The 24325-nt window shown below is 71.3% G+C and carries 28 protein-coding genes; 20 read left to right on the forward strand and 8 right to left on the reverse strand.

The features are described 5' to 3' along the window. Window positions 1–59: 59 nt before the first annotated feature. A complete protein-coding gene (ndgR, locus tag ACFV5H_RS05820) occupies window positions 60–773 on the reverse strand; it encodes an IclR family transcriptional regulator NdgR (protein WP_385058633.1) in 714 nt (237 codons plus the stop codon). Between the two features lie 194 nt (window positions 774–967). Between ndgR and leuC the strand changes: the two genes are divergently transcribed. From leuC to ACFV5H_RS05840, 4 genes are all read left to right on the forward strand, one after another. After that, on the forward strand, window positions 968–2395 hold the full coding sequence (leuC, locus tag ACFV5H_RS05825; protein WP_385058635.1) for a 3-isopropylmalate dehydratase large subunit: 1428 nt from the start codon (window positions 968–970) through the stop codon (window positions 2393–2395). A 6-nt stretch (window positions 2396–2401) separates the two neighbouring features. Next, complete coding sequence (gene leuD / locus ACFV5H_RS05830) at window positions 2402–2995, forward strand: 3-isopropylmalate dehydratase small subunit (RefSeq protein WP_385058636.1); 594 nt, start codon at window positions 2402–2404, stop codon at window positions 2993–2995. A 277-nt stretch (window positions 2996–3272) separates the two neighbouring features. Then, the gene (locus tag ACFV5H_RS05835) at window positions 3273–3503 is read left to right on the forward strand and encodes a hypothetical protein (protein WP_085573006.1); all 231 of its coding nucleotides are present in this window, start codon (window positions 3273–3275) and stop codon (window positions 3501–3503) included. Between the two features lie 136 nt (window positions 3504–3639). Beyond that, entirely contained in the window at window positions 3640–4281 is a 642-nt protein-coding gene (locus tag ACFV5H_RS05840) for an HU family DNA-binding protein (RefSeq protein WP_385058638.1), read from the forward strand. 334 nt (window positions 4282–4615) lie between these two features. Here ACFV5H_RS05840 and ACFV5H_RS05845 read toward each other — a convergent pair whose 3' ends face one another. Next, window positions 4616–4819 (reverse strand): hypothetical protein, encoded by a 204-nt coding sequence (locus tag ACFV5H_RS05845; protein ID WP_030824720.1) that lies wholly within the window; start codon window positions 4817–4819, stop codon window positions 4616–4618. A gap of 9 nt (window positions 4820–4828) precedes the next feature. Then, window positions 4829–5467 carry a 2-phospho-L-lactate guanylyltransferase gene (gene cofC, locus ACFV5H_RS05850; protein WP_385058640.1) on the reverse strand — a complete coding sequence of 213 codons (639 nt, stop codon included), beginning with the start codon at window positions 5465–5467 and terminating at the stop codon, window positions 4829–4831. A gap of 174 nt (window positions 5468–5641) precedes the next feature. On the opposite strand from cofC, the gene ACFV5H_RS05855 reads away from it, so the two are divergent. The 3 genes from ACFV5H_RS05855 to ACFV5H_RS05865 all read left to right on the forward strand — a co-directional run bounded on the left by ACFV5H_RS05855 (window position 5642) and on the right by ACFV5H_RS05865 (window position 8686). Continuing rightward, window positions 5642–6439 (forward strand): lysophospholipid acyltransferase family protein, encoded by a 798-nt coding sequence (locus tag ACFV5H_RS05855; protein WP_385058641.1) that lies wholly within the window; start codon window positions 5642–5644, stop codon window positions 6437–6439. Continuing rightward, window positions 6436–7446 (forward strand): NAD(P)H-dependent glycerol-3-phosphate dehydrogenase, encoded by a 1011-nt coding sequence (locus ACFV5H_RS05860; RefSeq protein WP_385058643.1) that lies wholly within the window; start codon window positions 6436–6438, stop codon window positions 7444–7446. The genes ACFV5H_RS05855 and ACFV5H_RS05860 overlap by 4 nt, the downstream gene beginning before the upstream one ends. An 82-nt stretch (window positions 7447–7528) precedes the next feature. Further along, on the forward strand, window positions 7529–8686 hold the full coding sequence (locus ACFV5H_RS05865; RefSeq protein WP_385058644.1) for a D-alanine--D-alanine ligase family protein: 1158 nt from the start codon (window positions 7529–7531) through the stop codon (window positions 8684–8686). 19 nt (window positions 8687–8705) lie between these two features. Here ACFV5H_RS05865 and ACFV5H_RS05870 read toward each other — a convergent pair whose 3' ends face one another. Beyond that, on the reverse strand, window positions 8706–9206 hold the full coding sequence (locus tag ACFV5H_RS05870; RefSeq protein WP_385058646.1) for a DUF3515 domain-containing protein: 501 nt from the start codon (window positions 9204–9206) through the stop codon (window positions 8706–8708). A gap of 20 nt (window positions 9207–9226) precedes the next feature. Next, complete coding sequence (locus ACFV5H_RS05875) at window positions 9227–9460, reverse strand: Lrp/AsnC family transcriptional regulator (protein ID WP_037933238.1); 234 nt, start codon at window positions 9458–9460, stop codon at window positions 9227–9229. A 206-nt stretch (window positions 9461–9666) separates the two neighbouring features. On the opposite strand from ACFV5H_RS05875, the gene ACFV5H_RS05880 reads away from it, so the two are divergent. After that, the gene (locus tag ACFV5H_RS05880; protein WP_030866190.1) at window positions 9667–10632 is read left to right on the forward strand and encodes a thiamine-phosphate kinase; all 966 of its coding nucleotides are present in this window, start codon (window positions 9667–9669) and stop codon (window positions 10630–10632) included. Then, on the forward strand, window positions 10629–11426 hold the full coding sequence (gene thiD / locus ACFV5H_RS05885; protein WP_385193060.1) for a bifunctional hydroxymethylpyrimidine kinase/phosphomethylpyrimidine kinase: 798 nt from the start codon (window positions 10629–10631) through the stop codon (window positions 11424–11426). The genes ACFV5H_RS05880 and thiD overlap by 4 nt, the downstream gene beginning before the upstream one ends. Window positions 11427–11868: 442 nt before the next feature. Here the strand turns inward: thiD and rpmB are convergent, their stop codons facing one another. Then, window positions 11869–12054 (reverse strand): 50S ribosomal protein L28, encoded by a 186-nt coding sequence (rpmB, locus tag ACFV5H_RS05890; RefSeq protein ID WP_004924906.1) that lies wholly within the window; start codon window positions 12052–12054, stop codon window positions 11869–11871. Between the two features lie 267 nt (window positions 12055–12321). Between rpmB and ACFV5H_RS05895 the strand changes: the two genes are divergently transcribed. The 9 genes from ACFV5H_RS05895 (at window position 12322) to mutM (ending at window position 21622) form a co-directional block, all read left to right on the forward strand. Further along, entirely contained in the window at window positions 12322–14139 is a 1818-nt protein-coding gene (locus ACFV5H_RS05895; RefSeq protein WP_385058193.1) for a DAK2 domain-containing protein, read from the forward strand. Window positions 14140–14166: 27 nt separating this feature from the next. Continuing rightward, complete coding sequence (gene recG, locus ACFV5H_RS05900) at window positions 14167–16374, forward strand: ATP-dependent DNA helicase RecG (RefSeq protein ID WP_385193062.1); 2208 nt, start codon at window positions 14167–14169, stop codon at window positions 16372–16374. Between the two features lie 27 nt (window positions 16375–16401). Continuing rightward, a complete protein-coding gene (gene rsmD / locus ACFV5H_RS05905; RefSeq protein ID WP_385058209.1) occupies window positions 16402–17121 on the forward strand; it encodes a 16S rRNA (guanine(966)-N(2))-methyltransferase RsmD in 720 nt (239 codons plus the stop codon). Window positions 17122–17147: 26 nt separating this feature from the next. Next, window positions 17148–17627, forward strand: coding sequence for a pantetheine-phosphate adenylyltransferase (gene coaD / locus ACFV5H_RS05910; RefSeq protein WP_385058211.1), 480 nt, complete (start codon window positions 17148–17150; stop codon window positions 17625–17627). Window positions 17628–17724: 97 nt separating this feature from the next. Beyond that, window positions 17725–18783: a cell division initiation protein gene (locus tag ACFV5H_RS05915; RefSeq protein ID WP_385193065.1), complete on the forward strand. Its 1059-nt coding sequence runs from the start codon at window positions 17725–17727 to the stop codon at window positions 18781–18783. Between the two features lie 128 nt (window positions 18784–18911). Further along, window positions 18912–19556: a YceD family protein gene (locus ACFV5H_RS05920; protein WP_385058198.1), complete on the forward strand. Its 645-nt coding sequence runs from the start codon at window positions 18912–18914 to the stop codon at window positions 19554–19556. Window positions 19557–19558: 2 nt separating this feature from the next. Beyond that, window positions 19559–19732 (forward strand): 50S ribosomal protein L32, encoded by a 174-nt coding sequence (rpmF, locus tag ACFV5H_RS05925; protein ID WP_003951102.1) that lies wholly within the window; start codon window positions 19559–19561, stop codon window positions 19730–19732. A 19-nt stretch (window positions 19733–19751) separates the two neighbouring features. Next, a complete protein-coding gene (gene rnc, locus ACFV5H_RS05930; protein WP_385058213.1) occupies window positions 19752–20570 on the forward strand; it encodes a ribonuclease III in 819 nt (272 codons plus the stop codon). A gap of 191 nt (window positions 20571–20761) precedes the next feature. Next, complete coding sequence (gene mutM / locus ACFV5H_RS05935; RefSeq protein WP_385058200.1) at window positions 20762–21622, forward strand: bifunctional DNA-formamidopyrimidine glycosylase/DNA-(apurinic or apyrimidinic site) lyase; 861 nt, start codon at window positions 20762–20764, stop codon at window positions 21620–21622. Here mutM and ACFV5H_RS05940 read toward each other — a convergent pair. Then, window positions 21595–21993, reverse strand: coding sequence for a winged helix-turn-helix transcriptional regulator (locus tag ACFV5H_RS05940; protein ID WP_385193067.1), 399 nt, complete (start codon window positions 21991–21993; stop codon window positions 21595–21597). The genes mutM and ACFV5H_RS05940 overlap by 28 nt on opposite strands. A gap of 54 nt (window positions 21994–22047) precedes the next feature. Further along, a complete protein-coding gene (locus tag ACFV5H_RS05945) occupies window positions 22048–23286 on the reverse strand; it encodes a CAP domain-containing protein (RefSeq protein WP_385193069.1) in 1239 nt (412 codons plus the stop codon). A 176-nt stretch (window positions 23287–23462) separates the two neighbouring features. On the opposite strand from ACFV5H_RS05945, the gene ACFV5H_RS05950 reads away from it, so the two are divergent. Then, window positions 23463–23744 (forward strand): acylphosphatase, encoded by a 282-nt coding sequence (locus ACFV5H_RS05950; protein WP_073936470.1) that lies wholly within the window; start codon window positions 23463–23465, stop codon window positions 23742–23744. Between the two features lie 377 nt (window positions 23745–24121). Next, window positions 24122–24325 carry a hypothetical protein gene (locus tag ACFV5H_RS05955; protein WP_073936471.1) on the forward strand — a complete coding sequence of 68 codons (204 nt, stop codon included), beginning with the start codon at window positions 24122–24124 and terminating at the stop codon, window positions 24323–24325.

Consider the following 24325-nt stretch of genomic DNA (forward strand, 5'->3'; position numbering starts at 1 on the left):
AGGGCCCGCCGCGGCGTTGAGGCGGGCCCGGTTCCCACGGGACGGTACGGACAGGGGGTTCAGGAGCGGCGCAGCGCCTCGGAGAGACGAGCGGCGGCGTCGATGATGGCCTGGGCGTGCATCCGGCCCGGGTGGCGGGACAGGCGCTCGATGGGGCCGGAGACCGAGACGGCGGCCACCACCCGGTTCGACGGCCCGCGCACCGGCGCGGAGACGGACGCCACGCCCGGCTCGCGCTCGCCGATCGACTGGGCCCAGCCCCGGCGTCGTACGCCCGAGAGGGCCGTCGCCGTGAACCGGGCGCCCTGCAGGCCCCGGTGCAGCCGCTCCGGCTCCTCCCAGGCCATCAGGATCTGCGCCGAGGAACCGGCCTTCATCGTGAGCGTGGAGCCCACCGGCACCGTGTCCCGCAGGCCCGAGAGGCGCTCCGCCGCGGCGACGCAGATGCGCATGTCGCCCTGGCGGCGGTAGAGCTGGGCGCTCTCGCCGGTCACGTCGCGCAGATGCGTGAGCACCGGGCCCGCCGTGGCGAGCAGCCGGTCCTCGCCCGCCGCCGCGGCCAGTTCGGCCAGGCGCGGGCCGAGAATGAAACGGCCCTGCATGTCACGCGCCACCATGCGGTGGTGCTCCAGCGCCACGGCCAGGCGGTGGGCCGTGGGTCGTGCCAGTCCGGTGGCGCCGACCAACCCCGCGAGGGTGGCCGGACCGGACTCCAGAGCGCTCAGGACGAGGGCTGCCTTGTCCAGAACGCCGACGCCGCTACTGTTGTCCATGCAACGATACTTGCGTCTCACTCTGTGAAACGCAAGTTCAATTTTCCGTGGAACCCGCCACTCTGGAAGCACGGAAGCAACGCGGCCCGTGGACCACCGGGCCTGGCGGCGGACGCCCGGAAGCAGGGGTGCGGGCGCCGTCTCCCCACAGATCTAGTTGGACCGGCGCACCACGGCCGGCCGGAGGGACAGCGATGGGTAGGACACTCGCGGAGAAGGTCTGGGACGACCACGTCGTCCGGCGCGCCGAGGGCGAGCCCGACCTCCTCTTCATCGATCTGCACCTGCTGCACGAGGTGACCAGCCCGCAGGCCTTCGACGGCCTGCGCAAGAACGGCCGCCCGGTGCGCCGTCTCGACCTCACCATCGCCACCGAGGACCACAACACCCCGACCCTGGACATCGACAAGCCGATCGCCGACCCGGTCTCCCGGGTCCAGCTGGAGACGCTGCGCAAGAACTGCGCCGAGTTCGGCGTCCGGCTGCACCCGCTGGGCGACGTCGAGCAGGGCGTCGTGCACGTCGTCGGCCCGCAGCTCGGTCTGACCCAGCCCGGCATGACCGTCGTCTGCGGCGACTCGCACACCTCCACGCACGGCGCCTTCGGCGGACTCGCGTTCGGCATCGGCACCTCCCAGGTCGAGCACGTGCTGGCCACCCAGACGCTGCCGATGGCCCGCCCGAAGACCATGGCGATCACCGTCAACGGCGAACTGCCCGACGGCGTCACGGCCAAGGACCTGATCCTGGCGATCATCGCGAGGATCGGCACCGGCGGCGGCCAGGGCTACGTCCTGGAGTACCGCGGCGAGGCCGTCGAGAAGCTCTCGATGGAGGCCCGGATGACCATCTGCAACATGTCGATCGAGGCCGGCGCCCGCGCGGGCATGATCGCCCCCGACGAGACGACGTTCGCCTACCTGGAGGGCCGTCCGCACGCCCCGAAGGGCGAGGACTGGGACGCGGCCGTCGCCTACTGGAAGACGCTGAAGTCCGACGAGGACGCCGAGTTCGACGCCGAGGTGGTGATCGAGGCCGCCGAGCTGTCGCCGTTCGTCACCTGGGGCACCAACCCGGGCCAGGGCGCCCCGCTTTCGGCGTCCGTCCCCGACCCGGCTTCGTACGAAGACGCCTCGGAGCGGCTCGCCGCCGAAAAGGCCCTGGAGTACATGGGGTTGGAGGCCGGACAGACGCTGCGCTCCATCAACGTGGACACCGTCTTCGTAGGTTCCTGCACCAACGGCCGCATCGAGGACCTGCGCGCCGCCGCGGACATCATCAAGGGCCGCAAAGTCGCCGACGGCGTGCGGATGCTGGTCGTCCCGGGCTCCGCGCGGGTGGGCCTGCAGGCCGTCTCCGAGGGCCTGGACGTGGTCTTCAAGGAGGCCGGCGCCGAATGGCGGCACGCGGGCTGTTCCATGTGCCTGGGCATGAACCCCGACCAGCTCGCCCCCGGTGAGCGCTCCGCCTCCACCTCCAACCGCAACTTCGAGGGCCGGCAGGGCAAGGGCGGTCGCACCCACCTGGTGTCCCCGCAGGTCGCCGCCGCCACCGCGGTCCTCGGTCACCTGGCCTCCCCGGCCGACCTCGCCGCCGACGCCCGTACGCCCGCTGGAGTCTGATCAGTCATGGAAGCATTCACCACCCACACCGGCCGGGCCGTCCCGCTGCGCCGCAGCAACGTCGACACCGACCAGATCATCCCCGCCCACTGGCTCAAGAAGGTGACCCGGGACGGGTTCGAGGACGGGCTGTTCGAGGCCTGGCGCAAGGACGCGTCCTTCATCCTCAACCAGCCCGAGCGCGTGGGCGCGACCGTGCTGGTCGCCGGCCCCGACTTCGGCACCGGCTCCTCCCGTGAGCACGCCGTCTGGGCGCTGCAGAACTACGGCTTCAAGACCGTGATCTCCTCCCGCTTCGCCGACATCTTCCGCGGCAACTCGCTGAAGAACGGCCTGCTGACGGTGGTCCTCGACCAGAAGATCGTCGACGCGCTGTGGGAGCTCACCGAAGCCGACCCCACCGTCGAGATCACCGTGGACCTCCAGGCCCGCGAGGTGCGTGCCGAGGGCATCACCGCCTCCTTCGAGCTCGACGAGAACTCCCGCTGGCGGCTGCTGAACGGGCTCGACGACATCTCCATCACGCTGCAGAACGAGGCGGACATCGCCGCGTACGAGGCGAAGCGCCCGTCGTTCAAGCCGAGGACGCTCACGGCCTGACCCGCGCCACGGCCGAAGTCCTCGCCCGAGGTCGACTTTCGGCCACCGGACCACCCCTCCCGTACCCCCGATCGCCCCGATCGGGGGTACGGGCATGTCTGCACCCGTCCGGCCCCGCGCGCCACCTCGACGGCCCCCAACTTGCTACGTTACGAAGGCGGTTGCCGGGGTACACGTGTCACGTGCCCGTGATCTTCGCGTGTGTCCGGACCGCCGTCCGAGGCGGCAGTTGCCCCCTGCGCAGGCGACAACTCGCCCCAGATGGCACAATCTGTGCATGGAACACGACGGCCAACTCCAGCTCTATGCGGCGGTCGCGGTCCGGCTCAAGGAAGCGCACGCAAAGGTGCGCGCACTGCAAGTCCCGGAGGGCGTACGGATGGCGCTGACCCGGAAGCTGCTGGTCATTACGGCCGCGGCCAAACATGATCTCGCCGGTGCGGCAAGGCGTCTGGAGCGGTTCACCGAGGACCTCGACGAGGGTCGATTCCCCGAAGAGGAACGCTGAACCAGTCGAGACAACCGAGTTCGTTGCGGCACAAGGGTGATTAGCCCGTTTCGTGTTTGATTTGCGGTATATATCTGCCTAACGTGCGAAAAAGCTTGAACACTTTCGTTCTGGCGATGTCTCCGAAGGGGAAGACGTGAACAAGGCGCAGCTCGTAGAAGCGATTGCCGACAAGGTGGGCGGCCGCCAGCAGGCCGCCGAGGCCGTCGACCATGTACTGGACGCCATCGTCCGCGCGGTCGTCTCGGGTGAGCGGGTCTCGGTCACCGGCTTCGGTTCGTTCGAGAAGGTCGACCGTCCGGCCCGCTACGCCCGTAACCCCCAGACGGGCGAGCGGGTTCGGGTCAAGAAGACCTCCGTTCCGCGCTTCCGCGCGGGCCAGGGCTTCAAGGACCTGGTGAGCGGCTCGAAGAAGCTGCCGCGCGGTGGTGAGGTCTCGGTCAAGAAGGCACCCAAGGGCAGCCTGACCGGGGGTGCTTCGGCCACGGTCAAGAAGGCCGCCGCGAAGAAGACGACGGCGAAGAAGGCCGCCACCGCGAAGAAGACGACCGCCAAGAAGGCTCCGGCGAAGAAGGCCACCACCAAGACGGCGGCGGCCAAGAAGACCACGGCCAAGAAGGCGCCCGCCAAGGCCGCGGCGACGGCGAAGACCACCGCCGCGAAGAAGACGACCGCCAAGAAGGCCCCGGCGAAGAAGGCGACGGCCACGAAGGCGCCCGCCAAGAAGTCCACCGCGCGCAAGACCACCGCCAAGAAGACCACCGCCCGCAAGAAGTAGCGGGCGGGGCCCCGTCCCTTCGGACAAGCGGCACTCACGCGCCGGGCCGGACTCCCTCGGGAGCCCGGCCCGCGGTGTGTTCCGGGGCCTGTCCGGCGGATCGAGCCGGAGAAGACCGACGGCGCCCTGCGGACCGGGTGAGCGGGGGTGATGGGGTCCCCCGAGCACGGGGTCCCTCCCGCGCGGGAGGGAGTCGGGCGGGAGGGAGTCCGCGACCGACGGCAACGCCGCTGGGGACGCCGCCCATGCCCTTCAGGCAGTGGGGGAGGGTGTGCCGGGCCCGTGTCTCCGGCGTGATCCGCCGGACAGGCCCTGGGGCCGGCGCCCCGGGTGGTCAGAACGTCTGGAGCGTCACCAGCGTGATCCGCCGGGCCCCGCCCTCGCCCTCGGTCTCGATGCGTACCCGCTGCCCGGGACGCAGCAGCAGCAGACCCCCCGCGTCGAACGCCGGGGCGTCGAAGGGCACCGGCGTGCCGTCGTCCAGGAGCACCTGGCCGCTGCGGCTGTCGGGGTCGTAGGTGTACGCGGTGGCCTGCATGCCGGCAGCCTACTGCCCGGTGATGAGCGACCGCGCGGCGACCGCGGCCGTGCGGGGGCCCACGCCCAGCGCCAGCGCCGCCCGCAGATCGTCGCCGGTGTCCACGTCCTGCCGTACCGAGTCCACACCGTCGAGACCCAGCTCCACGGCTCCGGACTCCCGGTGCCGGGCCCGGGAACCCGGGCCGAAGAACGGACGCAATTCCCGGCCCCGGCTCGCGGCCAGCAATGTCGTGCCGACCCCGGCGGAATCGGCGAGAAACGCGCGCGGGAATTCGGCGGCCGTATCGAGAACACGGGCCAGTTCCGACGGGCGGAGCGCCGGGAGATCGGCGTTGAGGGCCGCGACACAAGCCGCGCGGCGAGCGGCGCCCGCCACCGCCGCGCCGTGGGCGAGAGCCGCGTTCAGGCCGTCGCGCGGCTCGTCCGGGACGATTCCGGCACCCAGTGCGGCCAGCTCCCGGGAGGCGAGGGCGTCGTCCGTGACGACCACCACATCCCGTACCGCCGGGCATTCCAGCGCGGCGGCCACCGTGTCCTGGGCGAAGGCGAGCGCGAGGCCCGGGCGCAGGGCGTCGTCCGCGGTGTCCGAGAGCCTGCTCTTGGCCCGGTCCAGCGGCTTCAGGGGTACCACCAGGGTCCACTGCACGAGTGTTGCGTCCCTCTCTTGTCGCGGCCATTGTCACCCGGCACACCGGGCGGCCGGGGGGTCGGGGCGTACGGTGTTCTCGACAGACCGGCGGCCCGGGGCGACACTTGTGCGGCCCGCCTGGCCTCCGGGTCCGGGCCCCGGGCCTGACATTCGGAAGAGGAAGGTGTACTCGTGCCGCGCCGCAGAATCGGCTTCTGGTACCGCTTCGCCGCGGTTCTCTGCAAACCGCCGCTGGTGGTTCTGCTCAAGCGGGACTGGCGCGGAATGGAGAACATTCCGGCCGAGGGTGGATTTATCACCGCGGTGAACCACAATTCGCACATCGATCCCTTCGCCTATGCGCACTTTCAGTACAACACCGGACGCGTTCCGCGATTCCTGGCGAAGAGCGGGCTTTTCAACAAGGGATTCATCGGTGCCGCGATGCGCGGCACCGGGCAGATCCCCGTCTACCGCGAGAGCACGGACGCGCTCAGCGCCTTCCGCGCGGCGATCGACGCCGTGGAGCGCGGTGAATGCGTCGCCTTCTACCCCGAGGGCACCCTCACCCGCGACCCCGACGGCTGGCCCATGACCGGCAAGACCGGTGCCGCGCGCGTCGCCCTGCAGACCAAGTGCCCCGTGATCCCGGTCGCCCAGTGGGGCGCCAACGAACTGCTGCCGCCGTACGCCAAGAAGCCCAGCCTGCTGCCGCGCAAGACGCACCGCGTGCTGGCCGGGCCGCCGGTGGACCTCGACCGCTTCTACGAGCGGGAGATGACCCCGGAGCTGCTCAAGGAGGCGACGGAGGTCATCATGGCGGCCGTAACGCGTCAGCTGGAGCAGATCCGCGGGGAGCGGGCCCCCGAGACGCCGTACGACCCGCGCCGTGAGCGGATCGAGCAGCGCCGCAGGACGCACACGCAGAAGCGGGAGGAGCGGGCGCGGGGCAGCAGGCCCACCGCGCGGGAAGAGGGGCTGGGCACGTGAGCGAGCCGGTCAAGGCGGCCGTCTTCGGCACCGGATCGTGGGGGACGGCCTTCGGCATGGTCCTCGCCGACGCGGGCTGCGACGTCGTGCTGTGGGGGCGGCGCCCCGAACTCGCCGAGGCGGTCAACTCCACCCGCACCAACCCCGACTACCTGCCCGGGATCGAACTCCCGAAGAACCTGCGGGCCACCGCGGACGCCGCCGAGGCCGCGCGCGGAGCCGACTTCACCGTCCTCGCCGTCCCCTCCCAGACCCTGCGCGGCAACCTCGCCGAGTGGGCGCCGCTGCTCGCGCCCGGCACGGTCCTGGTGTCGCTGATGAAGGGCGTCGAACTCGGCTCCGCGATGCGGATGAGCGAGGTGATCGACGACGTCGCCAAGGTCGGCGCCGACCGCATCGCCGTGGTCACCGGGCCCAACCTGGCCCGGGAGATCGCCGCCCGGATGCCGGCCGCCGCCGTGGTCGCCTGTACCGACGAAGGCGTCGCCCGACGGCTCCAGACCGCCTGCCACACGCCGTACTTCCGGCCGTACACCAACACCGACGTCATCGGTTGCGAACTGGGCGGCGCCGTGAAGAACGTCATCGGTCTCGCCGTCGGCATCGCGGACGGCATGGGGCTCGGCGACAACGCCAAGGGCTCGCTCATCACCCGCGGCCTCGCCGAGACCACCCGGCTCGGCGTCGCCCTCGGCGCCGACCCGCTGACCTTCTCCGGACTGGCGGGCCTGGGCGACCTGGTGGCCACCTGCTCCTCGCCGCTGTCGCGCAACCACACCTTCGGCACCAACCTCGGCAAGGGCCTGACCCTCAAGGAGACCATCGCGGTCACCAAGCAGACCGCGGAGGGCGTGAAGTCCTGCGAGTCGGTGCTGGACCTGGCCCGTCGGCACGGCGTCGACATGCCGCTCACCGAGACGGTCGTCTCCATCGTGCACGAGGGCAAGCCCCCGGTGGTCGCCGTCAAGGAGCTGATGTCGCGCAGCGCGAAGCCCGAACGACGCTGAGCGACGGCCCCCTCCGTTCGGCTCACGCACGGCGTTGCGGGCGCTGCGTCCCGGCCCTACGGGCGGGTACGCTCATCGCGATATGAGCACCGAGAACCTCCCCCAGAGCCCCGAGCAGCCGTCCCGCAAGCCGCGTGTGGCCGTCGTGTTCGGCGGGCGCAGCTCCGAACACGGGATCTCCGTGGTCACCGCCGGCGCCGTCCTCAAGGCCATCGACCGGACCACGTACGACGTCCTGCCGATCGGCATCACCACGGACGGCCGCTGGGCGCTCACCGCCGACGAGCCGGAACGCATGGCGATCACCGACCGCCGCACGCCCAGCGTCGACCAGCTCGCCGAGTCGACGGAGGGCGGCGTGGTGCTCCCCGTCGACCCCGCCAACCGCGAAGTCGTCTACAGCGAGCCGGGTTCGGTGCCCAAGGCGCTCGGCGAGGTCGACGTGGTCTTCCCGGTGCTGCACGGCCCCTACGGCGAGGACGGCACCCTCCAGGGCCTGCTGGAGCTCTCCGGCGTCCCCTACGTCGGCTCGGGCGTGCTCGCCTCGGCCGTCGGCCAGGACAAGGAGTACATGAAGCGGGTGTTCACCTCCTTCGGGCTGAAGGTCGGCCCGTACGTGGTGATCCGGCCGCGCGAGTGGCAGCGGGACGAGTCCGCCGCCCGGAAGAAGATCGTCGACTTCGCCGGCGAGCACGGCTGGCCGCTGTTCGTGAAGCCCGCCCGCGCGGGCTCGTCGATCGGCATCACCAAGGTCGACGACATCTCCGGCCTGGACGAGGCGATCGCCGAGGCCCGGCGCCACGACCCGAAGATCCTCGTCGAGGCGGCACTGCGCGGCCGTGAGATCGAGTGCGGTGTGCTGGAGTTCGAGGACGGCCCGCGCGCCTCGCTGCCGGCCGAGATCCCGCCGCCCGACGCGCACGCGTACTACGACTTCGAGGCCAAGTACATCGACTCCACGCCCGGCATCGTGCCCGCGCCGCTGACCGACGAGGAGACGGCCGAGGTAAGGCGGCTCGCGGTGGAGGCGTTCGACGCGGCCTCCTGCGAGGGGCTGGTCCGCGCGGACTTCTTCCTCACCGAGGACGGCGAGTTCGTGATCAACGAGATCAACACCATGCCCGGCTTCACGCCCATCTCGATGTACCCGCAGATGTGGCAGGCCACCGGGGTGAGCTACCCGGAGCTGGTCGACCTGCTGGTGCGGGCGGCGCTGCGCCGGTCGACCGGTCTGCGCTGAGCCACCGCGCACGCACGCTTCAGAAGGCGATCCCCTCGGGGATCGCCTTCTTCAGGGCCGGGGCGAGATCGATCAGTACGCCCGTGCTGTCCCGTCCGTCGACCACCTTCACCTCGACATACGCCTCGCGGTTGGCGGTGGTGAAGCGCCGCACGTCCTCGTCCTGCGTCTCCATGAGCCAGTCGACGCCGTTCACTCCGCCCGGCACCGCGTCGGCGTCGTTCCCGTTGGCCACCTTGGGGTCGGCCATCTTCGGCGGTCGCTCGACACCGCACCGCAGTATGATCGCCACGCCGCCCCAGCCCGCGGTCAGTTCGGACGCGGGTTCGGGATCGTCGCGACTCTCACCGTCCACCTTCGCCGGCAGGGCCTCGTCCAGGTTCTGGCACAGCTTGGTGACCTTCGCGTCCGGGCTGGGAACCGCCGCGGACGCGCTGTCGTCTGCCGAGGAGCAGCCCGCGGCGGTGATCAGCACCGCGAGCGCGGGCAGGACGGTGTGCCGGTGACGGAAGGAGTTCACCGGCACAGGGTAGACGGGGGCTACAGATGGACGACCGGGCAGGTCAGGGTACGGGTGATGCCGTCCACTTGCTGGACTTTGGCGACCACCATGCGGCCCAGGTCGTCGACGGTGTCGGCCTGGGCGCGCACGATCACGTCGTACGGTCCGGTCACGTCCTCGGCCTGGATGACTCCAGGGATCTTGCCGATCAGCTCGGCGACGGTCGACGCCTTGCCGACCTCCGTCTGGATCAGGATGTACGCCTGTACCACGGAACCTCCAGGGCGGCCACGAGGATCATGTGGGGAAAAGGAACGCCACGGTATCGCGTCGCCGCTCCTCGCGGGGAGACCTGCGGGAACCGGGCCTTGCGCGCCGGGGTACAGACACGAGAGAAGTTGACGGTCACTTCGACCGTAGCGAGGACTCGAACGCCTCGCGACCGGGCACGGACAGGGATAGAAGGGTCGAAAGGGAAATGAAGGGCACTGTTGGTGAGCTCGGCGAGTTCGGGCTCATCAGGGAGCTCACCTCCCGCCTCACCACCACCCCGGCGGTCCGGGTCGGCCCCGGCGACGACGCCGCGGTGGTCTCCGCGCCCGACCGCAGGGTCGTGGCCAGCACCGACATCCTGCTGGAGGGCCGGCACTTCCGCCGCGACTGGTCCACGGCCTACGACGTCGGCCGCAAGGCCGCCGCGCAGAACCTCGCCGACATCGCCGCCATGGGCGCCGTGCCGACCGCGCTGCTGCTCGGCCTCGTCGTCCCCGCGGAACTGCCGGTGACCTGGCCCAGCGAGCTGATGGACGGCCTGCGCGACGAGTGCCAGGTGGCCGGTGCCGCGGTCGTCGGCGGCGATGTCGTACGCGGCGACACGATCATGGTGTCGATCACCGCGCTCGGCGATCTGCGCAACCAGGAACCCGTCACCCGGGGCGGAGCGCAGCCCGGCGACCTCGTCGCGGTGACCGGCTGGCTGGGCTGGTCCGCGGCCGGGCACGCGGTGCTCTCCCGCGGTTTCCGCTCGCCGCGCGCCTTCGTCGAGGCACACCGGCGCCCCGAACCGCCGTACCACGCGGGACCGGCCGCCGCCGGTCTCGGCGCCACCGCGATGTGCGACGTGAGCGACGGGCTGATCGCCGACCTCGGGCACATCGCCGAGGCCAGCAAGGTCCGCATCGACATCCGCTCCGGCGCGATCGACATCCCCTCGCAGATGAACGACATCGGCCAGGCCGTCGGCGTCGACCCCATGCAGTGGGTGCTGACCGGGGGAGAGGACCACGCGATCGTGGCGACCTTCCCGCCGGACGTGAAGCTGCCCGCCCGCTGGAAGGTGATCGGCGAGGTGCTCAACCCGTCGGCGCTGCCCCAGGTGACGGTCGACGGGGCGCCCTGGACGACCCAGGGCGGCTGGGACCACTTCGGGGACATCGAGTCATGAGCGCGCCTCCCAGGGTTCTCACCGTGGCCGGCTCCGACTCCGGTGGCGGTGCCGGCATCCAGGCGGACCTGAAGACGATGCTCGCGCTCGGCGTGCACGGCATGAGCGTGCTCACCGCGGTGACCGCGCAGAACTCCCTGGGCGTGCAGGGCGCCTGGGAGCTGCCCGTGGAGGCGGTGCGGGCCCAGTACCGCAGCGTCGTCGACGACATCGGGGTGCAGGCGGTCAAGACCGGCATGCTGTCCTCCGCCGAACTCGTCGAGACGGTGGCCGACTTGATCGCCGGCACGGACGCGCCGGCGGTCGTCGACCCGGTGGGGGTCTCCAAGCACGGGGACCCGCTGCTCGCCGCCTCCGCGCTGGACTCCGTACGGACGAGACTGCTGCCGGTGGCGACGGTCGCCACCCCGAACCTGGACGAGGTGGCGCAGCTCACCGGCGTACGGGTCGAGGCGGAGGGCGATCTGCGCCGGGCGGCTCGGGCGGTGCTGGAGTTCGGGCCGCGCTGGGTGGTGATCAAGGGCGGCCATCTGTCCGGCGACGCCGTGGACCTGCTCACCGACGGGTCCGGGGAACACTGGCTGCGCGCCCCGAGGCACGACAACCGCCACACCCACGGCACGGGCTGCACCCTCGCCTCGGCGATCGCCTCGGAACTGGCGAAGGGCCACCCGGTACCGGAGGCGGTGAGGACAGCCAAGTCCTACGTCACCGGAGCAATATCCTCCGGCTTCGCCCTGGGCACAGGCATAGGCCCGGTGAACCACGCCTGGAACCTGACCCCACCCCGCTGACGCGACCAGCCCCCCTGTCGTTCCCGCGGGTGACCGCCCCGCTGTTCCCGCGGGCAATCGTGCCGCCGTTCCCGCGGGTGACCGCCCCGCTGTTCCCGCGGGTGACTGCCCCGCTGTTCCCGCGGGCAGTCACCCCTGCCGTTCCCGCGGGCAGTCACCCCCGCCGTTCCCGCGGGCAGTCGTGCCGCCGTTCCCGCGGGTGACGCCCCGCCGTTCCCGTGGGCAGTCACCCCTGCCGTTCCCGCGGGCAATCGTGCCGCAGGGCGGCACGGGTGGGCGCGACGGCACTCCGCAAGCGCCGGGCCGCGCAACCCCACCCCCGGCCCACACCCACGCCGGGGCATCTCGCGAACGCGCCGACCCACAGCAAGAAGCCGGCCCACCCCAAGGTGGACCGGCTGTTGCGGCGAAACCGACTATGGCCGCGCGCTCAGCGAAAGCGTCAGCGCGAGACCTTGCCGGCCTTGATGCACGAGGTGCAGGCGTTCACGCGCTTCGGCGTCCCGCCGACCACGGTACGTACGCGCTGGATGTTCGGGTTCCAGCGACGAGGCGTACGGCGGTGCGAGTGCGAGATGTTGTTGCCGAAGCCCGGCCCCTTGCCGCAGACGTCGCAGTTGGCAGCCACGGGTCACTCCAAAGACTTCAGATGCACTTACGGTTGATCCCGGCATGCCGGGATCGAGATTCCGAGCTCCAGGAGCCCTGTGGAATCTGAGTGGCGGTGCCAGGTGAGAGGCCCGATCAGATCGGGCAACCGGAGCAGCATACAACGGCTGCTCCCGTAGAACGAAACTACCACGGCAGCTCAGAGGCCCGCCTCCGGCCCTCTTCCGGCGGGCGGCGTCCCACGGTCTACGCTGCCTGCCACGGTCGGCAGCTCAAGGAGGCGCAGGTGGCGCAGGTGCCGCAGACATTCTTCGATGCTCTCGCGGTGCGCTCCTGGTGCGGTCTCGCGCTCGAGGCGCTGGGACGGGCCCGTGAGGAGATCGACGCGATCAACGTCTACCCGGTGGCGGACGGGGACACCGGGACGAATCTCTATTTGACCGTCGAGTCGGCGACCGCGGCGGTGGAAGCGGTGTTCGAGGGGCACGAGGCCGGCGGGGACCGGCGGCCGGCACTGGCCGACGCCGTACGGGCGATGGCGCACGGGGCGCTGATCGGCGCCCGCGGCAACTCCGGGACGATCCTGGCGCAGCTGCTGCGCGGCATGGCCCAGGTGCTGGCCGGTGACGAGGCCCCGACCCATGCCGACGGGCAGGGGCTGCGGACCGCGCTGCGGCACGCGGCCGACTCCGCGCGGCAGGCGGTCGCGCATCCCGTCGAGGGCACGGTCCTCACCGTCGCCTCGGCCGCCGCCGACGCGGCCGGCCGGGCGGAGGGCGACTGCGGGGCGGTGGCGCGGGCGGCCCACGAGGGAGCCCGCGCGGCACTCGCAGAGACTCCGGCCCGGCTGGCCGTCCTCCAGCGCGCCGGAGTGGTCGACGCGGGCGGCAGGGGCCTGGTGGAGGTGCTCGCGGCACTGGTGGAGACGTTCACGGGAGAGGCGCCGCGAGCGATGCCCGCGGTGGGGGGACCGTGGAGCGGCTCCGTACGCACCACCGGTCCCGGGCTGCACGCGCGCGTGGAGCATGTGGCCGAGCCGCCCGCCGGGGGCGCGGCGGACCCGGGGGACGGGGAGCGGCGTCACACGTGTGCGGCGGCACGTGGAGATCTCCCCAGGGGCGCCGCCGAACCCGGTGAGCGCGCCGACGCCGGGGCAGCGCCGGGGGCCGGCGGTCCGGCCTTCGAGGTGATCTATCTCCTGGAGGCCGGGGACGCGGCCGTCGCGCGGCTGCGCGACCGGCTCGACGCGCTGGGCGACTCACTCGTGGTGGTCGGCGGGGACGGACTGTGGAACGTCCATGTGCACGTCGACGACGCGGGCGCCGCCGTGGAGGCCGGGGTCGAGGCCGGACGGCCGTACCGGATCCGGATCACCCACTTCGGCGCGGGGGACGTCCACACCACCGGGGCCGAGCCGACGGCGACGGCGCCCGGGGAACGCGCTCAGCGGGCCGTCGTGGCGGTGGTGCCCGGCGAGGGCCTGGCGGATCTGTACGCCGGGGCGGGCGCGACCACCGTGCTCGCCCGCCCCGGGGAGCCGCCCGCGAGCGGCGAACTCGTCCAGGCCGTACGGCGCGCGCACGCACGGGAGGTGGTGCTGCTGCCCAACGACGCCGACCTGCGCCACACCGCCGCCGCTGCGGCCGAGCAGGTCCGGGCGGAGGGCGTCCGGGTGGCCCTCATCCCGACCCGCTCCGCGGTCCAGGGCATCGCGGCGCTCGCGGTGCACGAGCCGGAGCGCCGCTTCGACGAGGACGTGGTGTCGATGACGTCGGCGGCGGGCGCGACCCGCTACGCCGAGGTCACCGTCGCCGAGCGTCAGTCCTGGACCATGGCGGGCATCTGCCAGGCCGGGGACGTCCTCGGTCTGGTCGACGGGGACGTGGCCGTGATCGGGCAGGACCTCACGGCCACCGCCGAGGCCGTCCTCGACCGCATGCTCGCGGCCGGTGGCGAACTGGTCACCCTGGTCCTCGGCGACGACGCACCCGGATCCGTCGCCGCCCACCTGGAGACCCGTGTCCGCGAGGGCTACCTCGCCGTCGACACGGTGGTGTACCACGGCGGCAGGCAGGGCGCCCTGCTGCTCATCGGGGTGGAGTGACACCCGTTGTCAGTGGTGTGGTGTCCAATGGATGCCGTGCCCGCACTGGAAGAACCACTGAAGAAGGTGCTCGGCCCCGCCACCGCGAAGGTGATGGCCGAGCACCTCGGCCTGCACACCGTAGGCGACCTCCTGCACCACTACCCGCGCAGATACGAGGAGCGCGGCCAGCTCACCCACCTCGCCGACCTCCCCATGGACGAGCACGTCACGGTGGTCGCCCAGGTCGCCGACGCCCGCCTGCACACCTTCGCCTCCGCCAAGGCCCCGCGCGGCAAGGGCCAGCGCCTGGAGGTGACCATCACGGACGGCAGCGGCCGGCTGCAACTGGTCTTCTTCGGCGCCGGGGTCCACAAACCGCACAAGGAACTCCTGCCGGGCACCCGCGCGATGTTCGCCGGCAAGGTCTCCGTCTTCAACCGCCGCCTCCAACTCGCCCATCCCGCATACGAGTTGCTGCGTGGTGATGCCGAGGAGACGGTCGAGACCTGGGCCGGCGCCCTCATTCCGATCTACCCCGCCACCGCCAAGCTGGAGTCCTGGAAGATCGGCAAGGCGCTCCAGACGGTCCTCCCCAGCGCCCAGGAGGCCGTCGACCCGCTCCCGGAGTCCCTCCGCGCGGGCCGCGGACTGGCCGCCCTCCCCGAGGCCCTGCTGAAGATCCACCGCCCGCACACCAAGGCCGACATCGAGGACGCCCGCGCCCGCCTCAAATGGGACGAGGCCTTCGTCCTCCAGGTCGCCCTCGCCCGCCGCCGCCACGCCGACGCGCAACTTCCCGCCGTGGCCCGCCGCCCCAAGCCGGACGGCCTCCTCAGCGCCTTCGACGACCGCCTCCCCTTCACCCTCACCGAGGGCCAGCAGAAGGTCTCCGCCGAGATCTTCACCGACCTCGCCACCGAACACCCCATGCACCGCCTGCTCCAGGGCGAGGTCGGTTCGGGCAAGACGATGGTCGCCCTGCGCGCCATGCTCGCCGTCGTCGACGCGGGCGGACAGGCGGCGATGCTCGCGCCCACCGAAGTGCTCGCCCAGCAGCACCACCGGTCGGTCACCGAGATGATGGGGGAGCTGGCCGAGGGAGGGATGCTCGGGGGAGCGGAGGCCGCCACCAAGGTGGTGCTGCTCACCGGGTCCATGGGAGCGGCGGCGCGGCGCCACGCGCTGCTCGACCTCGCCACCGGCGAGGCCGGCGTCGTCATCGGCACGCACGCGCTGATCGAGGACAAGGTGAAGTTCCACGACCTGGGCCTGGTCGTGGTCGACGAACAGCACCGCTTCGGCGTGGAGCAGCGCGACGCCCTGCGCGGCAAGGGCAAACAGCCCCCGCACCTGCTCGTCATGACCGCCACCCCCATCCCGCGCACGGTCGCGATGACGGTCTTCGGTGACCTGGAGACCTCCGTCCTGGACCAGCTCCCGGCCGGCCGCTCGCCCATCGCCAGCCATGTCGTACCGGCCGCCGACAAGCCGCACTTCCTCGCCCGCGCCTGGGACCGGGTCCGCGAGGAGGTCGCGAACGGCCACCAGGCGTACGTGGTCTGCCCGCGCATCGGTGACGAGGAGGACGACCCGAAGAAGGCCGGCAAGAAGAAGTCCCCCGAGGACGAGGCGGAGAAGCGGCCCCCGCTCGCCGTCCTCGACATCGCGGAGCAGCTCGCGAGAGGGCCGCTGCAGGGGCTCAGGGTCGAGGTCCTGCACGGGCGTATGCAGCCCGACGACAAGGACGCCGTCATGCGCCGCTTCGCCGCCGGTGAGGCCGACGTCCTGGTCGCCACCACCGTCATCGAGGTCGGGGTCAACGTCCCCAACGCCACCGCGATGGTGATCATGGACGCCGACCGCTTCGGCGTCTCCCAGCTCCACCAGTTGCGCGGCCGGGTCGGCCGCGGCTCGGCCCCGGGCCTGTGCCTGCTGGTCACCGAGATGCCCGAGGCGAGCGCGGCCCGGCAGCGGCTGAACGCCGTCGCCGCCACCCTCGACGGCTTCGAACTCTCCCGCATCGACCTGGAGCAGCGCCGCGAGGGCGACGTCCTGGGCCAGGCCCAGTCCGGCACCCGCTCCAGCCTGCGCATGCTCGCCGTCATCGACGACGAGGAGATCATCACCGAGGCGAGGGAGGAAGCGGCAGCGGTGGTCGCCGCCGACCCGGAACTGACCGGGCTCCCCGCCCTGCGAACGGCCCTGGACGCCCTCTTGGACGAGGAGAGGGAACAGTACTTGGAGAAAGGCTGAGCGGCGGCGCCGTTCAGGGGCGCGGGGCTGTATCGACATGCGGCTCCGCCGCGTGGGCGCGAGTGGCCACGACGAACCCGCAGCCGCTCACCACGCGAGGCGTCCCCCACCCCCGCCTGCCAGACTGAACAGAACACACCCCACGACCAAGGACCCCAGATGACCCGCGTGATCGCCGGCAAAGCCGGCGGACGCCTCCTAGCCGTCCCGCAGGGAAACCGAACCCGTCCCACCTCCGACCGCGCGCGCGAAGGCCTCTTCTCCACCTGGCAGTCCCTGCTCGGCGGCCCGTTGGACGGCGAACGCGTCCTGGACCTGTACGCCGGCTCCGGCGCCGTCGGTCTGGAGGCGCTGTCCCGCGGCGCCGGACACGTCCTGCTCGTGGAGGCCGACGCCCGCGCCGTCCGCACGGTCCGGGAGAACGTGAAGTCGCTCGGACTCCCCGGCGCCGAGGTCGGCTCCGGCAAAGCGGAACAGATCATCCGCACCGCGCCCCCGGAAGAGCCGTACGACATCGTCTTCCTCGACCCGCCCTACGCGGTCTCGGACGACGATCTCCGCGAGATCCTGCTCACACTCCGTTCGGGGGGCTGGCTCGCCGAAGAAGCCCTCGTCACCGTGGAGCGCAGCACCCGAGGCGGGGAATTCGCCTGGCCGCCCGGCTTCGAGGCGATCCGGGCCCGTCGCTACGGCGAGGGAACGTTTTGGTACGGTCGCGCCGCCTCTACGTGCGAAGACGCACGATGACCGGACCGGAGAGCGAGGGATCACAAGTGCGCCGCGCCGTATGCCCCGGGTCGTTCGACCCGATCACCAATGGACACCTCGACATCATCGCCCGGGCCTCCCGGCTGTACGACGAGGTCTACGTCGCGGTGATGATCAACCAGTCCAAGAAGGGCCTGTTCGAGATCGAGGAGCGGATCGACCTGATCCGCCGGGTCACCGCCGAGTACGGCAACGTCCGTGTCGAGGCCTTCCACGGCCTGCTCGTCGACTTCTGCAAGCAGCGCGACATCCCCGCCATCGTCAAGGGCCTGCGCGCGGTCAGCGACTTCGACTACGAGCTGCAGATGGCCCAGATGAACAACGGCCTCTCGGGAGTGGAGACCCTCTTCGTCCCCACCAACCCCACCTACAGCTTCCTGTCCTCCTCGCTCGTCAAGGAGGTCGCGGCCTGGGGCGGCGACGTCGCCCACCTGGTGCCGCCGGAGGTCCTGACGGCCCTCACTGAACGCCTGGGCCAGGACTGACCGTCCGCACCGGCCGCCCGGTGTCCACCGGACGCCCCATGGCCGTACAGTCGTCCCGTCCGTCTCCAACACAGCTGTAGAGAGTGGCGAGCACACGGTGGACGTGCAGAAGAAGCTCGATGAGATCGTCGCCGCGGTCTCCAGTGCCCGGTCGATGCCCATGTCGGCCTCGTGCGTGGTCAACCGCGCCGAACTGCTCTCGATGCTCGAAGAGGTGCGCGCGGCGCTGCCCGACTCCCTCGCGCAGGCCGAGGAACTGATCGGCGGCCGGGAGCAGATGGTCGAGCAGGCCCGCCAGGAGGCCGAGCGGATCATCGAGGGCGCGCACGCCCAGCGCGGTTCCCTGATCTCCGACACGGAGATCGCCCGCCGTTCCCAGTCCGAGGCCGACCGGATCCTCGAGGAGGCCCGCAAGGAGGCCGAGGAGGTCCGCGCGGAGGCCGACGACTACGTCGACTCCAAGCTGGCCAACTTCGAGGTCGTCCTCACCAAGACGCTCGGTTCGGTCGGCCGCGGCCGCGAGAAGCTGCTCGGCACCGGACCCGGCCTCGACGAGCAGGGCTACGAGGACGAGGACGCCCCCGAACGCAGCCACGACCCGGAGACCCTGCGCCGCAGCGCCGACGAGTACGTCGACGTCAAGCTCGGCGCCTTCGAGGCGGTCCTCGCCAAGACCCTGGAGGCGGTAGGGAAGGGCCGGCAGAAGCTGCACGGCCGGATCGCCAGCGACGACCTCGGCGCCCTCGCCGACGACCCGACGACCGTCCAGCACTCCAGCGACGCCGACTACCTCGCCGACCTCGCCTCCCTCGCCGAGCAGGACGCCGCCCCGGCCAAGCAGCCCGGGCCGCAGCAGCAGACCTACGCCCAGCCGGAGCCCGCGTACGGCTATCAGCAGCAGTACGGCGGCCGGCAGGACGCCTACGGCTACCAGCAGGACGCCTACGGCTACCAGCAGGCCGACCCGTACGCCGCGTACCAGGGCTACGACGCGCAGGGACAGGCGTACGACCCGAACCAGGCCCAGCAGGCCGGGCACGACCAGCAGGCGCAGCAGGCCCAGCAGGGCTACGCCCTGGACGAGACCAGCCTCTTCGACACCAGCATGATCACGCCCGAGCAGTTGCGCGCCTACGAGCGCGAGCGGGGTCTGTAGGGGCGGATTGGGCCGAGAGCGAAAGGTCCAGTATCCTGGCTCTTCGGTCGCGCTTACGTCCGCGATCCACGCTGCCCGGGAACATCGCACGGCAGTGATATCTCTGAGCTCGAAGACCGAAAGCAGGAATGGCTCTGAACGCCCGCCTCGACCACCGCAACCCCCTCGTGTTCGACACGCACGAGCTGGGGCGGCGGCCCGGTGCGCTGCAGCGCCTGACCCGCACGGTCGACGCTCCCCAGGACTTCGGGATCAAGGACGTCATCGGAGTGCCGGAAGGCGCCCCGGTGGAGCTGGAACTCCGGCTCGAGTCGGTCATGGAAGGTGTGCTCGTCACAGGCACCGCCCGTGCCAAGGCCGAGGGGGAGTGCGTAAGGTGTCTGGAGCCGCTGGAGCAGGAGCTCGAAGCGGACTTCCAGGAGATGTTCTCGTACCCTGACGCCGACGACCGGGGCCGCGTGATCGCGGAGCCGGGCGACGACGCCGAGGACGACGAGGACAGGCTCTTTCTCGAGGACGGCCTGTTCGACCTCGAGCCTGTGCTGCGTGATGCGGTGGTGCTCGCACTGCCGATGCAGCCGGTGTGCCGGGAAGACTGCCCGGGTCTGTGCTCCGAGTGCGGAGCACGGCTCGCTGACGACCCGGACCACCACCACGATGCCGTCGACATCCGTTGGGCGGCTTTGCAGGGACTCGCCGGTTCACTCGGAGACGGCGAGAAGGACGAGATGAGCGGCGCCGAGCCTGGCGTCGACGAGAAGCAGGAGAAGTAGCCGTGGCTGTTCCGAAGCGGAAGATGTCGCGCAGCAACACGCGCCACCGCCGGTCGCAGTGGAAGGCTGCGGTCCCCACCCTGGTTGCGTGCGAGCGCTGCCACGAGCCCAAGCAGCAGCACATCGCGTGCCCGTCTTGCGGCACTTACAACAAGCGCCAGGTCCTCGAGGTCTGAGCGGCTGGTGAGAGGCACTGTGTCGACGCCGAAGAAGAACTCAGCGGACCACCAGGCCTCGTCCCACACGCTTCTGGAAGGGCGGCTCGGCTACCGGCTCGAGTCCGCCCTTCTGGTGCGTGCGCTGACCCACCGTTCCTACGCGTACGAGAACGGCGGCCTGCCGACGAACGAGCGGCTGGAGTTCCTCGGGGACTCCGTGCTCGGCCTCGTCGTCACGGACACGCTGTACAACACCCACCCCGACCTGCCCGAAGGCCAGCTGGCCAAGCTGCGGGCCGCGGTGGTCAACTCGCGTGCGCTGGCGGAGGTGGGCCGCGGGCTCGAACTGGGCTCCTTCATCCGGCTCGGCCGCGGTGAAGAGGGCACGGGCGGCCGGGACAAGGCGTCCATCCTCGCCGACACCCTGGAAGCGGTGATCGGCGCCGTCTATCTCGACCAGGGACTCGACGCGGCCTCCGAACTGGTGCACCGCCTGTTCGACCCGCTGATCGAGAAGTCCTCGAACCTCGGTGCCGGCCTGGACTGGAAGACCAGTCTCCAGGAGCTCACCGCGACCGAAGGGCTCGGCGTGCCCGAGTACCTGGTCACGGAGACCGGCCCCGACCACGAGAAGACCTTCACTGCTGCCGCCCGCGTCGGAGGCGTCTCGTACGGCACCGGCACCGGCCGCAGCAAGAAGGAGGCGGAGCAGCAGGCCGCCGAGTCCGCGTGGCGGTCCATCCGGGCCGCGGCGGACGAGCGCGCCAAGGCGGCGGCGGAGGCCGAGGAGGCCGTCCGGACCGCCGAAGCCGATGCCTCCGGGAAGAGCGCCGACGCCCCGTCGGCCTCCGCCTGAAAGAACAGCGCGACCCGAGCGCCCGCCCCCGGACCGGAGGCGGGCGCTCGCGGCGCCAGAGCCTGTCCGGCCGTCCGGGCCGGAGCCGGACGGACGGCCTCGACGCGACGGGGCCCCCGCGCACGGGGGAGAGGCCGACCGCCGACGCCCTCCGGACAGCTCTCAGTACACCGGTCCTTGGAGGGGACACCATGCCCGAGCTGCCCGAGGTCGAGGTCGTACGGCGCGGACTCGAGCGGTGGGTCGCCCACCGGACCGTCGCCGACGCCGAAGTGCTGCATCCGCGCGCGGTACGCCGTCACCTCGCCGGCGCCGACGACTTCGCGCACCGGCTCAAGGGACACCGCATCGGCGTCCCCAGGCGCCGCGGCAAGTACCTGTGGCTGCCCCTGGAGGACACCGGCCAGTCGGTCCTGGCCCACCTCGGCATGAGCGGCCAGCTGCTGGTGCAGCCGCACACGGCACCGGACGAGAAGCACCTGCGCATCCGCGTCCGCTTCACCGACGCCCTGGACACCGAACTCCGCTTCGTCGACCAGCGCACCTTCGGCGGCCTGTCGCTGCACGACACCACCCCCGACGGACTGCCCGACGTCATCGCGCACATCGCCCGCGACCCCCTCGACCCGCTCTTCGACGAGGAGGCGTTCCACCAGGCGCTGCGCCGCAAGCGGACCACCGTCAAGCGGGCCCTGCTCGACCAGTCACTGATCAGCGGCGTCGGCAACATCTACGCCGACGAGGCGCTGTGGCGGGCCCGCATCCACTACGAGCGCCCCACGGCAGGCTTCACCCGCCCGCGCACCCTGCTCCTGCTGGGCCACGTCCGGGACGTCATGAACGCGGCGCTCGCGGTGGGCGGCACCAGCTTCGACAGCCTCTACGTCAACGTCAACGGGGAGTCCGGCTACTTCGACCGGTCCCTGGACGCGTACGGCCGTGAGGGTCTGCCCTGCCGCCGTTGCGGTACGCCGATGCGCCGACGGGCGTGGATGAACCGCTCCAGCTACTTCTGCCCGAGGTGTCAGCGGGCGCCGCGCGTCCCGTCGTAGCGCTCACGCGCCCGGAGCACCGCGTCCATGCTGCCCTCGACGCACTGGATGAGGGAGAGCAGACGCCGGGCGACCTCGTGGCCGAGCGGGGTCAGTTCGTAGTCCACGCGGGGCGGGTTGGTGGGCTGGGCCTCGCGGTGCACCAGCCCGTCGCGCTCCAGCGCGTGCAGCGTCTGGGAGAGCATCTTCTCGCTCACCCCGTCGACCCGGCGGCGCAGCTCGTTGAACCGCAGCGAGCCCTCGTGGAGCGCGCCGAGGGTCAGTGCGCCCCAGCGCCCGGTCACATGCTCCAGCGTGCCGCGGGACGGGCACGCCTTGGCGAACACGTTGAAGGGGAGCCCCTGCTCCTCCGGGCGCCGCACGGTCGTCATGCATGCAAGCCTACGTCAGAGCAGCGCTGACCATCGGATTGCGCTAACCAGGAGTCAGTACCCGAAGTTCTGGGTCCACCACGGGCCGCCCGACCCCATGTGGACGCCCACGCCCAGCGTCTTGAAGTCGCAGTTCAGTATGTTCGCCTTGTGGCCGGGGCTGTCCATCCAGGCCTGCATCACGGCCTCGGCGTCGGCCTGGCCCCGGGCGATGTTCTCGCCGCCCAGGTTGCTTATGCCGGCCGTCTTGGCCCTGTCCCACGGGGTGTCGCCGTCGGGGTCGGTGTGGTCGAAGAAGCCGCGCTCGGCCATGTCGTCGCTGAACGCCGTGGCCAGATCGGTCAGCGCGCTGCTCGCGGTGACCGGGCTGCAACCCACCTTGGCCCGCTCCACGTTGACCAGCCGGAGCACCTCGGCACCGGCGACGGACTCCGCGGACGAGGGTGCCGGGTCGCTCGTCTTCTTTTCCGGCTCCGGCTCCGGCTCCGGCGTCGCCTCGCGGGACGGCGTCTTCTCCGCGGTCTTCTCGGGGGCCGCCGCGGGCTCCTTCTTCTCCGGAGTCTTCTTCTCCGGGGTCTTCGTCGGCGCCGCCGACGTCGAGGCCGACGCGGACGGCTCGGGCGAGGCGGAGCGCTCCGCGTCGCGGCTCGCCGGGGTGCCGGCGTCGCGGCTCTGATTCTCCAGGCTGCCGGACGTGCCGCCCTGCTCGCTGGGCGAGTTGGTCGGCGCGTTCCCGGCCTGCACGCTGTCACCGGAGGTGCTGTCGCCGCCGAGCCTGTAGTTCTCCAGACCGGGCACCGCGCCCGTGGCCACCGCCACCGTGCCGAGGGCCACCGCGGCGGAGACACCGAGCAGGCCGGTACGGACCGGGGTCGCGGCCTTCTTCTTCCGGCGCCGGTGTCCGTCGGGGCGGGGAGCGTCGTCGTCGGGCGCGAGGCCGTCACCGGCGAAGGCGTGGCCGATCCGGTCCGGGGCGTGGCCGATCCGGTCCCGGGTGGAGCCGGTCCGGTCCGGGCCCGTCGAGAAGTCGGTGTCCGGGAAGCCGCCGCGGGTGAAGTCGCCGCCCCCGGCGGGGGTTCCGGCGCCGTCCGTCGCGTAGAGATAGGCCTCGCTCCTGGCGTACGTCTCGGCGTACGCCTGCGGGTTCAGATACGGCGCGGTGCCCATCGTGGGCGGGCCGTCCCCCCGGTCGTCCCTCGGAAGCGGGCCGCCGTCGTAGGGATCGTCGTGAGTGACCCCGGTGGCGCGGCCCGTGGCGGCGCGGCCGGCGGCGGAGCGTCGGTGGCGTCCCATGTCCTGGCCTTCCTCGTCCTTGCGGTCGACTCATGCTGGCGACCAACCCGAAACCCGATGATCACGAAACTCACACGAACGAGTGAGTTTCATATGAGATTCATGGCTGGGGACGCTACCGCATGGCGCAAGGGCCAGGTGTGCCCCAAGTGACTTTGTCCGGTTAGGTTGCAGCCATGAGCGAGGATGTGCGAATGGTCGCCTGGGTGCGCGGGCGTGTCCAAGGTGTGGGTTTCCGCTGGTTCACCCGGGCCAAGGCGCTGGAGATCGGCGGCCTGAGTGGTTTTGCTCTCAATCTGGGCGACGGCAGGGTCCAAGTGGTCGCCGAGGGCGCCCGCGAACACTGCGAGGGACTGCTCGACTGGCTCCAGGCCGGCGACACGCCCGGACACGTGGACGGAGTCACCGAGATCTGGGACACACCGCGCGGCGGCTACGAGGGCTTCGCCATCCGCTGACCCCGCCCGCTCCGGCGGCCCCGAGTGCCACGGGCGGTCCGCGCGACGAACCCTCCCCGACGAAAAAGTCCTGGTGATTGCCGAGAAGGGCTTGCCGTGGGCAGCGCCGGCCGTCAAGATGATCGCCACGTCCCGAGGACCCGTGAGACTCGCGCCGCCGCCGTCCGTCGGCCGTGCGCGCCCGGTTGTCCGCCAATACGGGGCGTGATCGTGTTGACCCTCAAACTTTTTGGTGAGACGCTGAAAGCCCCGCGCACCTTAGCTGTTTGGCATGGCTGAACGGCAGCACAACTCCAGGCATGCCAAGCACCGCGGGTGCGAATCCCTCACGACCCACACCGCATCGGTCGGTCACTCATTGTGGAGGACCATCCATCATGGCAAAGGCGCTTCTCGGTTACGTCGGCGGCTCCGACCCTCGACTCCTCGCCGAGATGCGACGGCTCCAGCAGCGCGTCCAGGACCTGGAATCCGAGCTCGTACGGATCCAGGCGGAGAACGACGCGCTTTCGGCTGCCGCTTCTCACGACAGGATCATGGAGAGCGTTGACGCACACCAGGCGGAGCCTGCGCTCACCTGA

The sequence above is a fragment of the Streptomyces sp. NPDC059787 genome (genome assembly GCF_042732315.1).
Lineage (GTDB): Bacteria > Actinomycetota > Actinomycetes > Streptomycetales > Streptomycetaceae > Streptomyces > Streptomyces atrovirens.

Bases quoted from the DNA above. Each gene is read 5' to 3' on its own strand.
- ndgR (WP_385058633.1), bottom strand. From the start codon at position 773: ATGGACAACAGTAGCGGCGTCGGCGTTCTGGACAAGGCAGCCCTCGTC.
- leuC (WP_385058635.1), top strand. From the start codon at position 968: ATGGGTAGGACACTCGCGGAGAAGGTCTGGGACGACCACGTCGTCCGG.
- leuD (WP_385058636.1), top strand. From the start codon at position 2,402: ATGGAAGCATTCACCACCCACACCGGCCGGGCCGTCCCGCTGCGCCGC.
- ACFV5H_RS05835 (WP_085573006.1), top strand. From the start codon at position 3,273: ATGGAACACGACGGCCAACTCCAGCTCTATGCGGCGGTCGCGGTCCGG.
- ACFV5H_RS05845 (WP_030824720.1), bottom strand. From the start codon at position 4,819: ATGCAGGCCACCGCGTACACCTACGACCCCGACAGCCGCAGCGGCCAG.
- ACFV5H_RS05865 (WP_385058644.1), top strand. From the start codon at position 7,529: ATGAGCACCGAGAACCTCCCCCAGAGCCCCGAGCAGCCGTCCCGCAAG.
- ACFV5H_RS05880 (WP_030866190.1), top strand. From the start codon at position 9,667: ATGAAGGGCACTGTTGGTGAGCTCGGCGAGTTCGGGCTCATCAGGGAG.
- thiD (WP_385193060.1), top strand. From the start codon at position 10,629: ATGAGCGCGCCTCCCAGGGTTCTCACCGTGGCCGGCTCCGACTCCGGT.
- recG (WP_385193062.1), top strand. From the start codon at position 14,167: ATGGATGCCGTGCCCGCACTGGAAGAACCACTGAAGAAGGTGCTCGGC.
- ACFV5H_RS05920 (WP_385058198.1), top strand. From the start codon at position 18,912: ATGGCTCTGAACGCCCGCCTCGACCACCGCAACCCCCTCGTGTTCGAC.
- mutM (WP_385058200.1), top strand. From the start codon at position 20,762: ATGCCCGAGCTGCCCGAGGTCGAGGTCGTACGGCGCGGACTCGAGCGG.
- ACFV5H_RS05940 (WP_385193067.1), bottom strand. From the start codon at position 21,993: ATGACGACCGTGCGGCGCCCGGAGGAGCAGGGGCTCCCCTTCAACGTG.
- ACFV5H_RS05945 (WP_385193069.1), bottom strand. From the start codon at position 23,286: ATGGGACGCCACCGACGCTCCGCCGCCGGCCGCGCCGCCACGGGCCGC.
- ACFV5H_RS05950 (WP_073936470.1), top strand. From the start codon at position 23,463: ATGAGCGAGGATGTGCGAATGGTCGCCTGGGTGCGCGGGCGTGTCCAA.
- ACFV5H_RS05955 (WP_073936471.1), top strand. From the start codon at position 24,122: ATGGCAAAGGCGCTTCTCGGTTACGTCGGCGGCTCCGACCCTCGACTC.